This window comes from Kaistia sp. SLG-1 (genome assembly GCF_059699055.1).
In genome coordinates, this window is the sequence record NZ_AP048544.1 from 3,733,700 (window position 1) to 3,752,203 (window position 18,504).

An 18,504-nucleotide genomic window follows, 5' to 3' on the forward strand; every position below is an offset into this window, starting at 1 on the left:
GGTAAAATGACGCAGCGCAGCAGAAACCGCAAGCCTCGATCGACAAGCCCAAGCCTCGATCGACAAGCCCTTGTCAGGCGGAGCCGTGAATGAGCTGATGCGCGGCGGCGCGCGCCTCGTCGGTGATGACGCTGCCGGCCAGCATGCGGGCGATCTCCTCGCGCCGCTCGTCGCCCGTCAGTGGCGTCACGCCGGTGGCCACGCGGTCTTCCCCGTCGACGCCGTCTTTGGCGATGCGGAGATGGCTTCCCGCCCGCGCCGCGACCTGCGGCGCATGGGTGACGGAGAGCACCTGCACCCGCTCGGCCAGGCGCGCCAGGCGCTTGCCGATCGCCTCGGCGACCGCGCCACCGACGCCGGTGTCGATCTCGTCGAAAACGAGGGTCGGCGCCGAGCCGCGATCGGCGAGCGCCACCTTGATCGCCAGCAGGAAGCGCGAGAGCTCGCCGCCGGACGCGACCTTCATCATCGGGCCCGGGCGCGTGCCCGGATTGGTGCGGACGAAGAAATTGACGATGTCGATGCCGGCGTCGCCGCGCGCCTCGGCATCCGTCTCGATCGAGACGATGAAGGCGGCGCGCTCGAGCTTCAGCGCCGGAAGCTCCTCGGCGACGCGGCCTTCGAGCTCCTCGGCGACGAGGCGGCGGCGCGCCGAAAGCGCGGCGGCGAGCGCGTCATAGCGCCGGCAGGCGGCCTCGGACGCCGCTTCCAGCGCTGCGAGACGCTCCTCGCCGGAATCGAGCGCCGCGAGATCGGCGACCATCCGGTCGCGCAGCGCGGCGAGGTTCTCGACGGCGACGTCATGCTTGCGCGCCGCGCCACGGAGCGCGAACAGGCGCTCTTCCGTGCGCTCCAGTTCCTTGGGATCGAACTCGCTGTCGCGCATCGAGCGCGTCAGGATCGTTTCGGCCTCTTCCAGCGCGTCGATGGCGCTGTCGATCGCCTCGACGACGCCGTCGAGCAAGCCACCGGCCTGGTCGCGCTTGCGCTCCAGCCGGCGGGCCAGGCTCGCCAGATTGGGGATCGGCGAGGTGTGGCCGGCGATCGTGTCATGTGCGTCGGAGAGGTCGCCGGCGACCTTCTCGGCCTGCATCATCGTATGGCGGCGCTGGGCGAGTTCCGTCTCCTCGCCCGGCTGCGGCGCGAGCTTCGAGAGCTCCTCAACGGAGGCGCGGAGATAGTCGCCCTCGCTGCGCGCCGAGGCGATCCGGCGCCGGAGCGCGGCGACTTCGCTTTCAGCCGAGCGCCAGTCGCGAAACGCGTCGGCGACCGCCCCCACTTCCGGATCAAGCGCGCCAAAGGCGTCGAGCAGGCGGCGATGAATGGACGAATCGATCAGCGCCCGGTCGTCATGCTGGCCGTGGATCTCGACCAGCGAGGCGCCGACATCACGCAGCAGCGCGACGCTGACCGGCTGGTCGTTGACGAAGGCGCGCGTGCGGCCGTCGCCGGTCTGGACACGGCGCAGGATGATGTCGCCGTCATGATCGATGGCATTGTCGCCAAGAAGCGTCCGCGCCGGATGGCCGGCATGGACGTCGAATACGGCCGTCACCTGGCCCTGGCTGGCGCCCTGGCGGACGAGCGCGCCGTCGCCGCGCCCGCCAAGGGCGAGCGAGAGCGCGTCGAGCAGGATCGACTTGCCCGCGCCGGTCTCACCGGTCAGGACCGTGAGACCGCGCGCGAAGTCGATCTCGAGCCGATCGATGAGAACGATGTCGCGGATTGCGAGCGCGGCGAGCATGGCGCGCCCTGTCCCCTGTTAACCCGTCACGGAGCGGTATGCGCGGCTGATCCAGGAGCCCTTGTTCTCCGAAGGCGACACGCCGCCCGTCTGGAGAAGCGAATAGGCGTCCTTATACCACTTCGAATCCGGGAAGTTGTGGCCGAGCACGGCGGCGGCGGTCTGCGCTTCCGGAACGACGCCCATCGCGTAATAGGCGGCGGTCAGGCGATACAGCGCTTCCTCAGCGTGACGCGTATTGCCGTAATCGGTCACGACAACCTTGAAGCGGTTGATCGCGGCCGGATATTCCTTGCGCTCGAGATAGTAACGGCCGACCTGCATTTCCTTGCCGGCCAGCTGGTCGCGCGCCACGACGATCGCCTTCTGCGCGTCGTCGACATATTCGGAGTTCGGATACTTGTCGACGACCTCCTGCATGGCAGCGATCGCCTTCTTGGTCGCGTCCTGATCGCGCGTCACCTCGGGGATCTGCTTGAAGTAGGACTGGCCGATCATGTACTGCGCGTAGCCGGCATCCGAGCTCGACGGATAGAGCGAGATGTAGCGGCGGGCCGCCGTCACCGTCTCTTCGTAGTTGCCGAGGCGATAGTTCGTGAACGCCGTCATGATCAGCGCCTTGCGGGCCCATTCCGTATAGGGATGCTGCTGATCGACCTTCTCGAATTCCTTGGCGGCCGACTTGAGCTTGCCGTTCTGCATCAGGGTCAGGCCCTGATTGTACATCTGGCCTGCCGGAACGTCGGGCTCGTCGGCGGCATCATCGTCCTTGGTCAGCGAACAGCCGGCGACCGCGACCAGCGCGACAAGCGCAGCGGCACGCAGGGTGACGGAGCCGAACCGGCCAAAATTGGCAAAGGTCGACGGGCGGATCGAGCTAATATCGTTCATTCACACATCGAACCGGCGCGAGCCGGCATCGCCTCTTTCGATGGGGCAAAGCGGTGCAGCCTCTCTAGCGGAAACAGCACGATGACGCCACAAGCCGTCGCAACGCATTGCCGCAATTTCGTGGCAGAGAAGCACGCGACTTCGGAAATATCCGGATTGTGCGGAATATGCCGCCGTTCGGCCTAGGACTTGTCCGGGCCGAAGGCAGCCGCCGGCAGACGAACCGGCATCTGGGGATGCACGACATCGCGCTTCGCCGGCACCGAGGCGTCGACATAGGTCCACGCATCCGAATCAGCGAACAGCGCTTCGACGATCCGCGCGTTCATGAGATGCCCGCCGCGATAGGAGCGGTAGGTGCCCAGAATCGGCGCACCGGCGAGCGCCAGGTCGCCGACCGCGTCGAGCGTCTTGTGACGCACGAACTCGTCCGCGAAACGCAGGCCTTCCGGGTTGATCACCTTGTCCTCGCCGAGCACGACCGTGTTGTCGAGCGAGGAACCAAGCGCCAGACCGCGCGACCAGTAGAACTCGACATCCTTCATGAAGCCGAAGGTGCGGGCGCGCGCGAGATCGCGGCGGAAGACGTCGGCGTCGAGGTCGACGACGAAGGCCTGACGGCCGATCAGCGGCGAAGTGAAGTCGATGTCGATCTCGAACCGGCGGCCATCGAAGGGCAGAAGCTCCGCGAAGGCGCCCTTGTGCTCGATGCGGACAGGCTTCAGGACCTTGACGAAGCGGCGCGGCGCGGCAAGCGCGACCAATCCGGCCTGGTCGACCAGATCGACGAAGGCGGCGGCGCTGCCATCCATCATCGGCACTTCGGCCGCGTCGATCTCGACGAGGACGTTGTCGACGCCAAGGCCGTTGAAGGTCGCGAGCAGGTGCTCGATGGTCGAGACCGAGACGCCGTCGAAGGCGACCGTAGTGCAGGAATCCGTCGCATGCAGGCGATCGATTCGCGCCTCGATCGGCTGCGTGTCGCCCGCGTCGATACGGTGGAAGACGATGCCCGTACCGGCCTCGGCCGGGTTGAGGGCCATTGCCACGGGCTTGCCGCTATGCACGCCGATACCCGAAACCACAACGCGATCGCGCAACGTGGTCTGGTGCATGCCCTGTCGTTTAGCCATCAATTCGCCCCAAGAGAGCTTGTCAAAATCCCCGACTGCTCTGTGGTCCGCCCCGCCGCTGTTCCGACCGACTGATACCCATGGACCAGGTAGGCAGGCCAACAGGGAATCGTCAGATTCGTCAGCATGTTGTGATGGATAGATAGAGCCTCGACCACCCGGTCAACAAATCACTCTTTCTAACCTTCTGTAACGCACCCCCGCGCCCGGAACGAAAGAGGCCCGGCGCTGTTTCCAGAGCCGGGCCTCGAGAGAGCCAATCCGTATCAGTTGGCCTGACGACGGAGGAAGGCCGGGATCTCCAGCTGGTCATCCTCGCTGCGCGGCATCACGCGGCCATGCTGGTCGAGCTCCGCCTGACGCGGACGATAGTCCTGCGACTGCTGCGGCGCACGCGGCGGAACCGGCTGCTGCGGAGCGCGCGGCGCGCCGGCCTGGGGCTGACGCTGCGGCTGCAGCGGGGCGCCCTGCTGCGGGGCGCGCTGCTGCGGCGCCGGCTGCTGGCGGTTCACCTGCGGCGCGGCTTCTTCCTCGCGACGGCCAAGACCTACATTCGCCAGACGGCGGAGCAGGCTCATCGGGCCGCGATCTTCCTCGTGATGCGGCTGGGCTTCGGCGCGCTGGGCCTGCATCTCGCGCTGGGCGACGGCGGGGAAGTCCTCGACGCGCGGCATGCGGGAAGCGGCCGGAGCTTCGGCTGCCGGCGGGATGAAGGGCTGCGGAGCCGGGACATGCTCTTCCCGCACCGGAGCCGGAACCATGTCGAACTCGTGATCGAGCTCGGCCTCGGCGTAGGAAACCGTCGGCGGGGCCATCGGGGCGATGGTGACGCCGGGGTCGCGCATCACCGGCTGGGCCGGGGCATGATGCTGGACCGGAGCCTGCTGCGGCACGGCCGGACGGAAGGCCGGAGCCTGCTGGACCGGCGCGGCGGCGCGGGTATCGATCGAGGCCGGACGCGAGGCCTGCGGCGTCTGCGGAGCCGTGGCGGCCTGGGCAGCGGCCTTCATGCGGTTGTGCATGTCCTGCTGCGTGCGGTCACCGGGAGAAACCTCGTCCTTGAGGTCCGACTCGATGCCCGTGGCAACGACCGAAACGCGGATGACGCCCTCGAGGCTTTCCTCGAACGTCGCACCGAGAATGATGTTGGCGTCGGGATCCACTTCCTCGCGGATGCGGGTCGCGGCTTCGTCGACTTCGAACAGGGTCAGGTCGCGGCCGCCGGTGATCGAGATCAGCAGGCCACGCGCGCCATGCATCGAGGTCTCGTCGAGCAGCGGATTGGCGATCGCCGCCTCGGCGGCCATGATCGCGCGACGGTCGCCCGAGGCTTCGCCGGTGCCCATCATCGCCTTGCCCATCTCGCGCATCACCGAACGGACGTCGGCGAAGTCGAGGTTGATCAGGCCTTCCTTGACCATCAGGTCGGTGATGCAGGCGACGCCCGAGTAGAGCACCTGGTCGGCCATCGCGAAGGCGTCGGCGAAGGTGGTCTTCTCGTTGGCGATCCGGAACAGGTTCTGGTTCGGGATGACGATGAGCGTGTCGACGCTCTCCTGCAGCTCCTGGATACCAGCCTCGGCGACGCGCATGCGGCGGGCGCCTTCGAACTGGAACGGCTTCGTCACGACGCCGACGGTCAGTATACCGTGCGAGCGGGCCGTGCGGGCGATGACCGGTGCGGCGCCGGTGCCGGTGCCGCCGCCCATGCCGGCGGTGACGAACACCATGTGCGAGCCGGCGAGATGGTCATTGATCTCGTCGATGACCTCCTCCGCGGCAGCGCGGCCGACATCCGGCATCGATCCGGCGCCGAGGCCCTCGGTGACGGCGACGCCCATCTGGATCAGGCGCTCGGCGCGAGCCGACATCAGCGCCTGGCTGTCCGTGTTGGCGCAGACGAACTCGACGCCCTCGAGGCCCGAGCGAATCATGTTGTTGACGGCGTTGCCACCCGCGCCGCCGACACCAAAGACCGTGATCTTGGGCTTCAGCTCAGTGATATCCGGCATTTTCAGGTTGATCGTCATGGTGACCTCGTCGTCTTGACCCCTAAGCCGGTGGCGTACCCCGACCATATTTCCATCAAACTGGCGCTGCCCGCCGCGGCCGCGCCCTCTTGCTGCAACTCAGAAACTCTCTCGGAACCAGTGACCGAAGCGGGCGAAATAGCCGCCTGTTCCCGTCATGGCCAATCGATGCCCTCGCATCGCGGATACCTGCTCGATCTGCGCGACCTGCGGATAGATCAGGAGACCTACCGCGGCCGAGAAGGCCGGCCCGCGCGCCGCCTCCGGCAGTCCCGTTACGCCGAGCGGACGACCCAGGCGGACATTGCGGGCAAGGATGCGCCGCGCCGCCTCGGTGATGCCCGTCAGCTGGCTGGCGCCGCCCGTCAGGACAATGCGTCGGCCGACCATGGTCTGGAATCCGGAGGCGTTGAGCCGATCACGGACGAGCTCCAGAATTTCTTCGATGCGGGCGCGGATGATCCGCGTCAGCGCCGAGCGCGGGATCTGGTTCGGAAGATCGCGGTCGTCGTCGCCGATCGGCGGGACCGAGAGGATGTCGCGGTCGTCCGACACGCTCGGCAGCGCGCTGCCATGCATGGTCTTCAGTCGCTCGGCATCCTCGATCCGGGTCGAAAGACCGCGGGCGATGTCGGTGGTGACGTGCAGGCCGCCGATGGCGATCGCGTCGGCATGGACGAACTGGCCGTCCATGAAGACCGAGATGGTCGTCGTGCCGCCGCCGAGATCGACGCAGGCGACGCCGAGTTCCGTCTCGTCGTCGACGAGCGCCGAGAGGCCGGAGGCATAGGGCGTCGCGACCATCGCCTCGACGGAGAGGTGGCAACGGCCGATGCAGAGCTCGAGATTGCGCAGCGGCGCGGTCTCGCCGGTAACGACATGCATGTCGACGCCGAGGCGCTCGCCCAGCATGCCGCGCGGATCGCGGATGCCGCCATTGCCGTCGATGGCATAGCCGATCGGCAGCGAATGGATGACCGAGCGGTCGTCGGTGATCGAATGCTCGCGGCCGGCGGAAAGCACGCGCTTGATATCGGCCTCGACGACCTCGTGGCCGGCGAGCGCGACGCTGGCGGAAAAGGCCTCGCTGGCGAGCCTGCCGCAGGAAACGTTGACGATCAGCGACTCGACCGTGCAGCCCGCCATCCGCTCGGCCGCGTCGACCGCCATGCGGATCGCCTGCTCGGCCTTGTCGAGATCGACGACGACGCCGGACTTGATGCCGCGCGAACGCTGGTGGCCGATGCCGAGCACCTCGACCGCGTGGGTCCGACCCGGCAGCACGTCGCCGACCTCGCGCGGCTTCAGCCGGGCGATCAGGCAGCAGATCTTCGACGAGCCGATGTCGAGGATCGACACGACCGTGCTCTTCTTGGTGGGCAGCGGGCGCATGCGGCTGTCGGAGGATACAAACAACGACATCAGGTGCTCGCTCCCTTACGCTTGGCGAGCTTCTCGCGTTCCTTGATCAGCGCGGTCCGCCGCTCGGCCGCTTCCGGCGTCAGGCGAACGAACATCTGGTTGCCGAGGCGCAGGTCGATGCTCTGGATATCCTTCGACAGGATGCCGTCCTTCTGGTCGAGCGCGGCGATGAGCGAGACGGCCGCCTCGGGCTCGTCCTGCGGCAGCATCAGCGTCACGCCGTTGTCGAGCACGAGGTTCCAGCGCCGTTCCGAGATCAGCACGGCGGCGCGCAGGCGCGAGCGGATCGACGGCGCGGCATCGGCGAGCTTCAGCGCCTCGCCGGCGCGCTTGTCGGCGCCCTGCCCCACCACCCGGATCAGGTCGTAATGGCCATCGGAGGCATCGCTGATGACGCGGCCGGTCTCGTCGATGACGGAGAGCGTCTGGTCGCGCTGCCACAGCACATAGGGCTTGCGCTCCTGGATCGTGATCTTGAGCGTCGCGGGATAGATCTTGCGCAGCGTCGCGTTCTCGACCCAGGGCAGCGTCTCGACGCGTTCGCGCGCGGCTGCGAGATCGAACAGCGCCAGCGACGCCTCGGGCGGCAGCTCCAGGCGGTTCAGGACCGCGATCTCCGACGTCTCGGTCTGGCCGGTGATGCGGACATTGTCGATCGCGAGGCCGGAGGTCGAACTGATCCAGGTCAGCGTCTCGTCGACACGATCGGCCGAGACGATGCCGGCGATGCCGGTGGCGGCGAAAAGCAGCGCCGTGCCCTTCAGGCCGGCATGACGCGGCACCTGCCAGTTGGCCCGGGAGAGCGCGCGGATCCGCCGGCGCAGCCAGAGCCTGAAGCCCGAGGCCACATCCGCAGCCGGCGCATCATTCGCCGTTTCCTTGGTCGATCTCGGGCTTATCTGCCGCAAGATGCGTCCTCCACCATCCAACTAACCAGGGCCGGAAAATCCATTCCGGCATGTCGCGCCATATCCGGGACCAGCGACGTCGCCGTCATGCCCGGCTGGGTGTTCACTTCGAGGCAGACGAGCTCCCCCGTACCGTCCGGGCGATCGTCATATCGGAAGTCGGCACGGCTGATGCCGCGACATCCGAGAGCCCGATGCGCCCGTACCGCTAGATTCTGTATACTTTGGTAAATATTTGGTGAAAGCGGCGCCGGAATTACGTGGCGGGCACCATGGTCGGAATATTTGGAATCATAGTCGTACCAGCCACCATCGGCCATCACGAGCTCAATGATATCAAAGGCTTCATCACCCTTGACACCGCAAGTGAGCTCCCGTCCCCCGACGTAACGCTCGACCATGACGGTCTCGCCATAGGCCCAGTCATCCGCAAATAATTGCTGAGGCGGGTTAATCGCGCCCTCGCGGACGATCAGCACGCCGAAGCTCGACCCCTCCGCCACCGGCTTGACGACATAGGGCGGCTCCATCGGATGGGCGCGGGCGGCCTCCAGGCGATGGACCAGCAGCGACTCGGCGACGGGAATGCCGGCGGCCTTCATCACGTCCTTGGCGCGCGCCTTGTTCATGGCGAGCGCCGAAGCGAGCACGCCGGAATGCGTATAGGGAATGCCGAGGATCTCGAGCACGCCCTGGATCGAGCCATCCTCGCCGAACGGACCATGAAGCGCGTTGAGGGCGACGTCCGGCTTCAGCTTCGCCAGCACCTCGGCGATGTCGCGCTGCACGTCGACGCGCGTAACCCGGTAGCCAGCCTGCTCCAATGCGTCGGCGCAGCCGTTCCCCGAATTGAGCGACACCGGACGCTCGCTGGACCACCCGCCCATGAGGACGGCGACATGCTTCGCCAAAACGCTTTCCTTCCAACCGAATCGGATTCGGTCGGAATATCTACGAAAATTGGTAAAGAAGCGTTAACCAAACCGCTTCGCGGCCCGCAAAAAAATTCTTCGAGTCCGGGCGGTCTTTTCGGGCGCGGAAACCGAGCCGGCCCAACGCCCGATTTTGGCGGAAATGCTGGATTTTTCCGACCGATCCGTCGCGCAGGCCGGTGCAGAAAGCTGTCGAAAAAACGCCTCCACAAGGACGACTTGCCGCACAAAAAAGCACCCCGGCCGAGCTGTGCCGGGGTGCTTCGTTAACGGTTCGGAAAGGCCCGGCAATCGCCGGATGCAGCCCTCGGAAAGAGGACTCGCGGAACGTGCCGTCAGGCGGCCGGCGCCACGGCCTCGAGTTCGGCCGGCAGCGCATAGGCCCAGTTGGTGATCGAGCCGGCGCCGAGGCAGACGACATAGTCGCCCGGCTTGGCGATCGCGGCGATCTCGGGGGCGAGCGCCTGCGGGCCGGTCAGCACGCGCGCATCGCGATGGCCGCGCACCTTCAGCCCGTCGACGAGATGATCGCTGTCGATGCCCTCGATCGGGCTCTCGCCGGCCGCGTAGACCGGAGCGACGAACACGGTGTCAGCATCGTTGAAGCAGGTACAGAAGCCGTCGAAGAGATCGCGCAGGCGGGTGTAGCGGTGCGGCTGAACGACGGCGATGACGCGTCCCTTGGTCGAGGCGCGCGCCGCCTTCAGCACTGCGGCGATCTCGACCGGATGGTGGCCGTAATCGTCGAACACCTCGACGCCGTTCCAGGAACCGGTACGGGTGAAGCGCCGCTTGACGCCGCCGAAGGCCGCCAGGCCCTTGCGGATCGCCTCGTCGGAAATGCCGAGATGATGAGCGATGGCGATCGCGCCGGTGGCGTTCTGCACGTTGTGCTCGCCCGGCATCGGCAGGACGAGGTCGACCAGCTCCGACGTCTCGCCGGTGACGCGGTCGCGGATGCTGGCGGTGAAGATCGAGACGCCGCCCTCATTGCGCAGATTGCTGTAGCGGATGTCCGCCTGCGGATTGGCGCCATAGGTGATGATGCGCCGGTCCTCGATCTTGCCGATCAGCGACTGCACCTCGGGATGATCGAGGCACATGACGGCGAAGCCGTAGAACGGGATGTTCTCGATGAACTGCTTGTAGGCGTCGCGCGCCTTGTCGAAGCTGCCGTAGTGATCGAGATGCTCGGGATCGATGTTGGTGACGAGCGCCACGTCGGCCGGCAGCTTGACGAAGGTGCCGTCGCTCTCGTCCGCCTCGACGACCACCCAGTCGCTGGCGCCCATGCGGGCATTGGTGCCGTAGGCGTTGATGATGCCGCCATTGATGACGGTGGGGTCGAAGCCGCCGGCGTCGAGCAGCGCCGCCACCATCGAGGTGGTCGTGGTCTTGCCGTGCGTGCCGGCAATCGCGATAGCGCTCTTCAGGCGCATCAGCTCGGCCAGCATCTCGGCGCGGCGCACGACCGGAAGCAGCCGCTCGCGCGCCGCCTTCAGCTCCGGATTGTTCGCCTTGATGGCCGAGGAGACGACGACGACGCGGGCGTCGTTGAGATTGGCGGCGTCATGGCCGATCGCGATCGTGGCGCCCTTCGCCTTGAGGCGCTGGACATTGGCATTCTCGGACGCGTCCGAGCCCTGTACGCGATAGCCGAGATTGACCAGCACCTCGGCGATGCCGCTCATGCCGATACCGCCAATGCCGACGAAATGAACGGGACCAATGTCCCGGGGCATCTTCATGTTCAGACTCCGGTAGATGCGCCAGACCGCCCGCCACCGGCTACGCGCTCGACCAGATCGGCCAGGCGTTCAACGGCATCGGGGCGTCCGACTGATTTCGCTGAGGCCGCCGCCTGGGCGAGACGCCCCGGCTCGGCCAGAAAGGCCGTCAGTTCGCGCGCCAGGCGGTCGGCTGTCAACTCGGCCTGCGGCACGACCCATCCGCCGCCCACCTTGGCGAGCACGAGCGCGTTGGCGCTCTGGTCCTGGTCGATGGCGCCGGGCAGCGGCACCATGATCGCCGGACGGCCGATCACGGCCAGTTCGCAGACGGTCGACGCACCGGAGCGCGAGATGACGAGATGGCTATTCGCGATGCGCGCCGGCATGTCTTGGAAGAACGGCGCCAGTTCCGCCTGGACGCCCAGCCTGTCATAGGCGGCGCGGACACGTTCCAGATCTTCCGGCCGGCATTGCTGCGTGATCACGAGCCGCGCGCGCGAGCCGGCGTCGAGCTTTTCCAGCGCCTCGGGCAGGAGATCGGAGAAGAAGCGGGCACCCTGACTGCCACCGAAGATGACGAGGCGGAGCGGTCCCCCTTCCGGCTGGGCCGGATAGGCAACGCCGCTGGCGTCGATCACGGCATGGCGGACGGGATTGCCGGTCTGGACCACCTTGCCGCCGGCGGCATTCGCATGGCCGACTTCCGGGAACGAGGTTGCCACCGCGCTGACGCGCGACGCCAGCAGCCGGTTGGCGCGGCCGAGCACGGCGTTGGCGTCATGCGCCACGGTCGGGATGCCGAGATGGACGGCCGCGAGCAAAGGCGGCACGGTCGGATAACCGCCGAAGCCGACGACGGCGCTGGGCCGCACCCGCTTCAGCATCGCCTTCGACTGGCGATAGCCCTGCCAGAGCTTCCAGGCGGCGGAGACCAAGGCGGTCGGCGATTTCACCGACGGCGTCGCCGAGCGGATGATGTGCGTCTCGTCGGCGGGGAAATTCTGGCCGTAGGTCTCGGCGCGATGGTCGGTGGCGAGATGCACCGACCATCCGCGCGCCTTCAGGACAAAAGCCAGCGCCTCGGCCGGGAACAGATGCCCGCCTGTTCCGCCGGCACAAAGCAGGATGGTCTTTTCCATGGCCTCACGCAGCCTTGGGACCAGCCGTCGCGAAACGGCTGAACCCGGATGTCAGACGCGCCGGCTCGAAGCGGCGACGGGTCAAAGCGAGCACCAGCCCCATCTGGAAGGCGATCGCCAGCATCGACGAGCCGCCATAGGAGATGAACGGCAGCGTCATGCCCTTCGCCGGCATCAGGTTCAAATTCACCGCCATGTTGATGACAGACTGGACGCCGAACAGCACCATGAGGCCCGACGAGGCCAGGCGAACGAACGCGTCCTCGTTCTTCAGGCTGTGGCTCAGGCCGCGCACGACGACGAAGCCGAACATCAGCACCAGACCCATGCAGAGGATGATGCCGAACTCTTCCGCGGCGACCGCGAAGATGAAGTCGGTATGGCTGTCCGGCAGGATGCGCTTGACGACGCCCTCGCCGGGGCCGCGGCCGAACCAGCCGCCATGGACGATCGAATTCAGCGCCGTGTCGACCTGGAACGTATCGCCGGCGCCCGGATCGAGGAAGCGGTTGATACGGCCGGCGAAGTGCGGAAACACCGTATAGGCGGCCACAATGCCGACGGCGGCGAGGCCGGCGAGCCCGACGATCCAGAACCAGGAGAGCCCCGCCATGAAGAACACCGCCGACCAGGCGATGACGACGAGCATGGTCTGACCGAGATCGGGCTGCGCCACCAGCAGCGCCGCGACGATGGCGAGAAGCAGCATCGCGAAGATGTTGCCGGGAATGTCGTTGCGGCGCGAATTCTCGGTGAAGAGCCAGGCCGAGAGCACCAGGAAGGCCGGCTTGATGAATTCGGACGGCTGCAGCGAGAAGCCGAGCACGTTGATCCAGCGGCGCGCGCCCTTCACTTCCTGACCGACGAAGAGGGTCAGGAACATCAGCACGATCGAGATCGAGAACACGATCAGAGCGGTGCGGCGAACATTGCGCGGCGACAGGAACGAGGTGGCGATCATGATGATGATCGTCGGCACCATGAACATGACGTGGCGCTCGACGAAGTGGAAGCTGTCGAGGCCGATGCGCTCGGCGACCGGCGGACTGCCGGCGAGCGACAGCACGACGCCGCAGATCATCAGGCCCAAGAGGCCGAACAGCAGATATTTGTCGACGGTCCACCACCACTCGGCGAAGACACTGCGATCGGCCCTGCTGACCATCACTTCACCTCAACGACGGGTTCCGCGCTCGCGAGCGCCTGGACGAGGCCGCGGAAATGATCGCCGCGGATCTCGAAATTTCGATACTGGTCATAGGAAGCGCAGGCGGGCGACAGCAGCACCACCGGCTCGCTCGCGCCATCGGCGGCCGCGTCGCGCGCTGCCGCGGCGACCGCCGCGTCCATCGTGCCCGCCATCACCGTGTCGACCTTGCCGGCGAGCGTCCCGGCGAACTCTTCCGCCGCCGCGCCGATCAGATACGCCCTGGCGATCTTCGGGAAATAGGGTTCGAGGCTGGTGATGCCGCCGGTCTTGGCCTTGCCGCCGGCGATCCAGTAGATGCGGTCGAAGCTCGACAGCGCCTTTTCGGCCGCGTCGGCATTGGTCGCCTTCGAGTCGTTGACGAACAGCACCTTGCCAATCCGCGCCACCTCTTCCATGCGGTGGGCGAGGCCCGGAAAGCTCTTCAGCCCCTCCAGGATGACCGGCTCGGAAATGCCGATGATGCGCGCGGCCGCGATCGCGGCGGCGGCGTTCTGCGCATTGTGCCGGCCGCGCAACGAGCCGATGCCCTTCAAATCGACCACTTCGCGAGCGGTGGCGTCCTCGACCTCGAAGACGTGGCCGCGATCGGCGTAATAGCCGTTGGCGACGGGGCGACGGACCGAGATCCGCTCGACCGGCGTGCCGCGCTGGTCGAGATCGGAGGCGATGGTTGCGCACCATTCGTCGTCGATGCCGACGACGGCCGTCCCCGCCCCGTTGACGAGGCGCGCCTTGATGGCGGCGTAGCGCGCCATCGTGTCGTGCCGGTCGAGGTGATCCTCGGTCAGGTTGAGCAGCACGCCGACGGTCGGATCGATGGTCGGCGCCAGATCGATCTGGAACGACGAGCACTCGACGATGTGGATGCGGCCGCTGTCCGGCGGATCGAGCGACAGGATCGCCGTGCCGATATTGCCGCCGAGCTGCACGTCCCAGCCATCGGTGCGGAAGAGATGCGCGATCAGCGCCGTCGTCGTCGACTTGCCGTTGGTGCCGGTGATGGCGATGAAGGGCGCGTCCGGGGCGATCGCCCGCCGCTCGCGGCAGAACAGCTCGATATCGCCGATGATCTCGACGCTGGCAGCCCTGGCGAGTTCGACCGTCCAGTGCGGCACCGGATGGGTCAGCGGCACGCCGGGCGACAGCACGAGCGCGTCGACCTTGGCGAAATCCAGCGCCTTCAGGTCACCGGTCGGAATTCCGGCGGCATTCGCTTTCGCCACCGAATCCGGATTGTCGTCCCACGCCACGACCGTCGCGCCGCCGGCGACGAGCGCCTCAGCCGTGACGAGACCGCTGCCGCCCAGTCCGAAGACCGCGACCGACTTGCCGGCGAAGGAGGTGATCGGCGTCATGGACGGCTACCGGATCTTCAGGCTGGAGAGACCGATCAGGGCGAGGACGACCGCGATGATCCAGAAACGGATCACGACCTGCGGCTCGGTCCAGCCGAGATGTTCGAAATGGTGGTGGATCGGCGCCATCTTGAAGACGCGCTTGCCGGTCAGCTTGAACGAGACCACCTGGATGATCACCGAGACGGCTTCGAGCACGAACAGGCCGCCGACGATGGCGAGCACGATCTCGTGCTTGGTGGCGACGGCGATGGCGCCGAGCATGCCGCCGAGCGCCAGCGAACCGGTATCGCCCATGAAGATCGCCGCCGGCGGCGCGTTGAACCAGAGGAAGCCGAGGCCGGCGCCGAGCATCGCGCCGCAGAGGACGGCGAGCTCGCCCGTGCCCGGCACGAAATGGATCTGCAGGTATTCGGCGAAGATCGCGTTGCCCGAAAGATAGGCCATGACGCCGAACGAGGCGGTGGCGACCATGACCGGCACGATGGCGAGGCCGTCGAGGCCGTCGGTCAGGTTCACCGCATTGCCGGCGCCGACGATGACGAAAGCGCCGAAGGGAATGAAGAACCAGCCGAGATCGAGGACGAAGGCCTTGATGAAGGGGAAGGTCAGCGCGTTCGACAGCGGCCCGGTCGACAGATGCGAGATCGCGATGCAGGCGATCGCGGCGATGGCGAACTCGACGGCCAGGCGCGAGCGGCCGGAGAAGCCCTTGTGGCTCTGCTTGGTGACCTTCAGGTAGTCGTCATAGAAGCCGATCAGGCCGAAGCCGACCGTGACGCCGAGCACTGTCCAGACATAGAAGCTGGAGAGATTGGCCCATAGCAGCGTCGAGACGATCAGGCCGGACAGGATCATCAGGCCGCCCATGGTGGGCGTGCCCTTCTTGGTGACCAGGTGGCTCTGCGGACCATCCTCGCGGATCGGCTGGCCCTTGCCCTGCTTGACCTTCAGCGCCCGGATGATGGCGGGACCGAACAGGAAGACGAAGATCAGCGCGGTCATCGTCGCGCCGCCCACCCGGAAGGTGATGTAGCGGAAGACGTTGAGCCCCGAGAATTGCGCGGAGAGATCCCCCAGCAGGTACAGCATCAGACGGGTCCTTCAGTGGCGGGATCGCCTTGGAGGGGCGTCGGCGCGTAGCGGGTTTTCAGGGCATCGACGATCGGCGCCATGCGGCTGCCATTCGAGCCCTTGACCATCACGACGTCGCCGGCGGCAATCTCATCGAGAAGAATCGGCTCGAGTTCGTTTGCAGTTTCGGAATAATGGCCCCGCAGGGCCGGCGGCAAGACCTCCCAGAGGGCCTGCATCGACGGACCGGCGAGAAAGACGCGGTCGACGCCGGCGGCGATCAGCGGCTCGACCAGCTCGGCATGCAGCCGCAGCGTGTCCTCGCCGAGTTCCAGCATATCGCCGAGAACCGCGATGCGCTGGCCGTCCCCATCCGTCTGGGCCTGCGCGAGCACGGCGAACGCCGCCCGCATCGAAACCGGGCTCGCATTGTAGCTTTCGTCAATCAGCGTCGCGAAACCGCCGCCGATGGCGAGTTCGTGCCGGGCGCCCCGCCCCTTCGCCGCCGTGACGCCGGAGAGCGCGATCGAGGCGCGGACGACGTCGCCGCCGAGCTGGGCGACCGCCAGCAGCACGGCGAGCGCGTTCTGCACCAGATGCCGCCCGGGCGCGCCGATCGTGAACGAGATTTCCTGGTCGAGGATGCGGGCGCCGACATGCGAGAGCGTCGACTGCATGTCGAGCGCCTCGAGCCGCGCATCGGCATCGCGGCCGGTGCCGAACGACAGCACCTGATTGACGCCGGCATCCATGGCGAGCAGCGCCAGCCGCTCGAACTGCGGGATGTCGCCGTTCAGGATGACACTGCCGCCGGGCACGACGCCGGAGAAGATCTCGGCCTTCGCCCGCGTGATGCCGTCGACGCCGTCGGGGAAGAATTCGAGATGCACGGGCTCGATCGTCGTGACGATGGCGACATGCGGGCGGACCTGCGCCACCAGCGGCGTGATCTCGCCGGCGTGGTTCATGCCGATCTCGAACACGGCGAACTCGGCGTCGAGCGGCATCCGCGCCAGCGTCAGCGGCACGCCCCAATGATTGTTGAACGAGGCCGGCGAGTAATGCGTCGGCGCCTCTGCCGCCAGCACATGCGCCAGCATCTCCTTGGTCGACGTCTTGCCGACGCTGCCGGTGACGGCGGCGATCCGGGCCGACGAGCGGGCGCGCGAGGCATGGGCGAGATGCTGAAGCGCTTCCAGAACATCGGAGACGACGACGAGCGGGATCGTCATCCGGCCGAGCCCGGCGAGATTGTCCTCGGAGACGACGGCGACGGTCGCGCCATGCGCGGTGGCGCTGCCGACGAAGCGGTGGCCGTCGAACCGGTCGCCGCGGATGGCGAAGAAGACGTCGCCCGGCTGGACCGTGCGGCTATCGATCGAGATGCCGGTAACGGCGGGACCGACGCTGGTCGGCCGGCCCTTCATGCCGTTGACGAGGTCGTCGAACGTCCAGAGTGGATTGCTCATGCCTGTGCCTCCGCGGCGAGCGCCGCCGCGACGACCTCATGGTCGGAGAAGGGCAGCACGACGCCATTGACGATCTGGCCAGTCTCATGCCCCTTGCCGGCGATACAGAGCACATCGCCCTCGCCCAGCATGGAGATCGCTTCGACGATCGCCGTCTTGCGGTCGCCGATCTCGATGGCGTTCACCGCGCCGGCCAGGATCTCGGCCCGGATGCGGGCGGGATCTTCCGAGCGCGGATTGTCGTCGGTGACGATGACGACGTCGGCGTTGCGGGTCGCGGCTTCGCCCATCAGCGGGCGCTTGCCGGCGTCGCGGTCGCCGCCGGCGCCGAAGACGACGAAGAGGCGCTTGCGCGTCATCGGGCGCAGCGCGCCGAGCGCATGGTCGAGCGCGTCCGGCTTGTGGGCGTAATCGATGAAGACGAGCGCGCCCTTGTCGGTGACGCCGACGCGTTCCAGCCGCCCCGGCGCGCCGACGAGAGCGCCCAGCGCCTGGATCGCGGTCGCGGGGTCGATTCCCGCGCCGATCGCGAGGCCGGCGGCCACAAGCGCATTGGAGATCTGGAACCCGCCGGCGAGCGGCAGGCGGACATCCATCGGCGTTCCGAACAGTTCCAGCGACAAGGCCTGGCTGTAGAGGTCGGGCACGGCCTTGATCAGGCGGATGGCGCGCCCCGCCTTGCCGATGTCGATGAGGCGCTGGCCGCGCCGCCGCGCGACGGCGATCACCGCCTCGGCATAGGGGCCGTCGGCGTCGACGACCGCGCTCTGGCCTTCCGGCAGCAGGCGGCCGAACAGCTTCAGCTTGGCATCGAGATAGTGCTCGACCGTCGGATGGTAATCCATGTGGTCGCGGCCGAGATTGGTGAAGGCGGCGGCGGTGAGGCGCACGCCGTCGAGCCGATGCTGGTCGAGGCCGTGGCTCGAAGCTTCGAGCGCGGCGTGGGTGACGCCCTGCCGCGCGAGCTTGTCGAGGATCTGGTGCAGCTGGATCGGGTCGGGCGTGGTCAGGCTGCCATAGTCGGAGCCGTCCGGCGACACGACGCCGATGGTGCCGATCGAGGCGGCCTTCTTGCCGGCCTTCTCGAAGATCTGGCGGACGAAGGCGGCGACGGAGGTCTTGCCGCTGGTGCCGGTCACGGCGACGAGCTGTTCCGGCTGCAGCGGATAGAAGCGCGATGCGATCCGCGCCAGCGCCAGGCGGGGATCGGCGGCGCGCAGCACCGGCACGCCGAGATCGGCCGGCAGATCGGTGTCGGCCCCGGCCAGGATCGCGGCCGCGCCGCGCTTCACCGCTTCGGGCGCGAAGCGGCCGCCATCGGCCGCAACACCCTTGAGCGCCGCGAACAGAAATCCCGGCCCGACCGCGCGGCTGTCCGCCGTCAGTCCGGAAATCTCGATCGCGCCCTCTTCCGACGCGATCGAAAAATCGTTCGAAGCTAGATCACCAAGCCGCATTCTCGGATCG

14 protein-coding genes are annotated in these 18,504 nt (G+C 67.2%); all 14 read right to left on the bottom strand.

The window, feature by feature from the left end:
- Nucleotides 1-73: 73 nt before the first annotated feature.
- Complete coding sequence (recN, locus tag AC6HZP_RS17140) at nucleotides 74-1,744, bottom strand: DNA repair protein RecN (RefSeq protein ID WP_497523816.1); 1,671 nt, start codon at nucleotides 1,742-1,744, stop codon at nucleotides 74-76.
- An 18-nt stretch (nucleotides 1,745-1,762) separates the two neighbouring features.
- Nucleotides 1,763-2,635, bottom strand: a complete 873-nt coding sequence (locus tag AC6HZP_RS17145) for an outer membrane protein assembly factor BamD (protein ID WP_244669526.1) — start codon at nucleotides 2,633-2,635, stop codon at nucleotides 1,763-1,765.
- 182 nt (nucleotides 2,636-2,817) lie between these two features.
- Nucleotides 2,818-3,768 carry a UDP-3-O-acyl-N-acetylglucosamine deacetylase gene (gene lpxC / locus AC6HZP_RS17150; protein WP_497523817.1) on the bottom strand — a complete coding sequence of 317 codons (951 nt, stop codon included), beginning with the start codon at nucleotides 3,766-3,768 and terminating at the stop codon, nucleotides 2,818-2,820.
- A gap of 266 nt (nucleotides 3,769-4,034) precedes the next feature.
- The gene (ftsZ, locus tag AC6HZP_RS17155) at nucleotides 4,035-5,798 is read right to left on the bottom strand and encodes a cell division protein FtsZ (RefSeq protein WP_497523818.1); all 1,764 of its coding nucleotides are present in this window, start codon (nucleotides 5,796-5,798) and stop codon (nucleotides 4,035-4,037) included.
- A 99-nt stretch (nucleotides 5,799-5,897) separates the two neighbouring features.
- On the bottom strand, nucleotides 5,898-7,190 hold the full coding sequence (gene ftsA, locus AC6HZP_RS17160) for a cell division protein FtsA (RefSeq protein WP_371813041.1): 1,293 nt from the start codon (nucleotides 7,188-7,190) through the stop codon (nucleotides 5,898-5,900).
- A 29-nt stretch (nucleotides 7,191-7,219) separates the two neighbouring features.
- Complete coding sequence (locus tag AC6HZP_RS17165) at nucleotides 7,220-8,128, bottom strand: cell division protein FtsQ/DivIB (RefSeq protein ID WP_497523819.1); 909 nt, start codon at nucleotides 8,126-8,128, stop codon at nucleotides 7,220-7,222.
- Nucleotides 8,116-9,039 carry a D-alanine--D-alanine ligase gene (locus tag AC6HZP_RS17170; protein ID WP_201400315.1) on the bottom strand — a complete coding sequence of 308 codons (924 nt, stop codon included), beginning with the start codon at nucleotides 9,037-9,039 and terminating at the stop codon, nucleotides 8,116-8,118. Before AC6HZP_RS17170 ends, AC6HZP_RS17165 begins: the two co-directional genes overlap by 13 nt.
- A 356-nt stretch (nucleotides 9,040-9,395) precedes the next feature.
- Entirely contained in the window at nucleotides 9,396-10,808 is a 1,413-nt protein-coding gene (gene murC / locus AC6HZP_RS17175) for a UDP-N-acetylmuramate--L-alanine ligase (protein WP_497523820.1), read from the bottom strand.
- Between the two features lie 2 nt (nucleotides 10,809-10,810).
- A complete protein-coding gene (gene murG, locus AC6HZP_RS17180) occupies nucleotides 10,811-11,929 on the bottom strand; it encodes an undecaprenyldiphospho-muramoylpentapeptide beta-N-acetylglucosaminyltransferase (protein WP_497523821.1) in 1,119 nt (372 codons plus the stop codon).
- A gap of 4 nt (nucleotides 11,930-11,933) precedes the next feature.
- Nucleotides 11,934-13,094 carry a putative lipid II flippase FtsW gene (ftsW, locus tag AC6HZP_RS17185; RefSeq protein WP_201400318.1) on the bottom strand — a complete coding sequence of 387 codons (1,161 nt, stop codon included), beginning with the start codon at nucleotides 13,092-13,094 and terminating at the stop codon, nucleotides 11,934-11,936.
- Nucleotides 13,094-14,494 carry a UDP-N-acetylmuramoyl-L-alanine--D-glutamate ligase gene (gene murD / locus AC6HZP_RS17190; RefSeq protein WP_497523822.1) on the bottom strand — a complete coding sequence of 467 codons (1,401 nt, stop codon included), beginning with the start codon at nucleotides 14,492-14,494 and terminating at the stop codon, nucleotides 13,094-13,096. Before murD ends, ftsW begins: the two co-directional genes overlap by 1 nt.
- A gap of 6 nt (nucleotides 14,495-14,500) precedes the next feature.
- Complete coding sequence (mraY, locus tag AC6HZP_RS17195; protein WP_201400320.1) at nucleotides 14,501-15,586, bottom strand: phospho-N-acetylmuramoyl-pentapeptide-transferase; 1,086 nt, start codon at nucleotides 15,584-15,586, stop codon at nucleotides 14,501-14,503.
- On the bottom strand, nucleotides 15,586-17,037 hold the full coding sequence (locus tag AC6HZP_RS17200; protein ID WP_497523823.1) for a UDP-N-acetylmuramoylalanyl-D-glutamyl-2,6-diaminopimelate--D-alanyl-D-alanine ligase: 1,452 nt from the start codon (nucleotides 17,035-17,037) through the stop codon (nucleotides 15,586-15,588). Before AC6HZP_RS17200 ends, mraY begins: the two co-directional genes overlap by 1 nt.
- Complete coding sequence (locus AC6HZP_RS17205) at nucleotides 17,034-18,494, bottom strand: UDP-N-acetylmuramoyl-L-alanyl-D-glutamate--2,6-diaminopimelate ligase (protein ID WP_497523824.1); 1,461 nt, start codon at nucleotides 18,492-18,494, stop codon at nucleotides 17,034-17,036. The genes AC6HZP_RS17200 and AC6HZP_RS17205 overlap by 4 nt, the downstream gene beginning before the upstream one ends.
- Nucleotides 18,495-18,504 lie beyond the last annotated feature (10 nt).

Bases quoted from the DNA above. Each gene is read 5' to 3' on its own strand.
- mraY (WP_201400320.1), bottom strand. From the start codon at position 15,586: ATGCTGTACCTGCTGGGGGATCTCTCCGCGCAATTCTCGGGGCTCAAC.
- lpxC (WP_497523817.1), bottom strand. From the start codon at position 3,768: ATGGCTAAACGACAGGGCATGCACCAGACCACGTTGCGCGATCGCGTT.
- ftsA (WP_371813041.1), bottom strand. From the start codon at position 7,190: ATGCGCCCGCTGCCCACCAAGAAGAGCACGGTCGTGTCGATCCTCGAC.
- murC (WP_497523820.1), bottom strand. From the start codon at position 10,808: ATGAAGATGCCCCGGGACATTGGTCCCGTTCATTTCGTCGGCATTGGC.
- ftsW (WP_201400318.1), bottom strand. From the start codon at position 13,094: ATGGTCAGCAGGGCCGATCGCAGTGTCTTCGCCGAGTGGTGGTGGACC.
- ftsZ (WP_497523818.1), bottom strand. From the start codon at position 5,798: ATGACGATCAACCTGAAAATGCCGGATATCACTGAGCTGAAGCCCAAG.
- AC6HZP_RS17145 (WP_244669526.1), bottom strand. From the start codon at position 2,635: ATGAACGATATTAGCTCGATCCGCCCGTCGACCTTTGCCAATTTTGGC.
- AC6HZP_RS17200 (WP_497523823.1), bottom strand. From the start codon at position 17,037: ATGAGCAATCCACTCTGGACGTTCGACGACCTCGTCAACGGCATGAAG.
- recN (WP_497523816.1), bottom strand. From the start codon at position 1,744: ATGCTCGCCGCGCTCGCAATCCGCGACATCGTTCTCATCGATCGGCTC.
- murD (WP_497523822.1), bottom strand. From the start codon at position 14,494: ATGACGCCGATCACCTCCTTCGCCGGCAAGTCGGTCGCGGTCTTCGGA.
- AC6HZP_RS17205 (WP_497523824.1), bottom strand. From the start codon at position 18,494: ATGCGGCTTGGTGATCTAGCTTCGAACGATTTTTCGATCGCGTCGGAA.
- murG (WP_497523821.1), bottom strand. From the start codon at position 11,929: ATGGAAAAGACCATCCTGCTTTGTGCCGGCGGAACAGGCGGGCATCTG.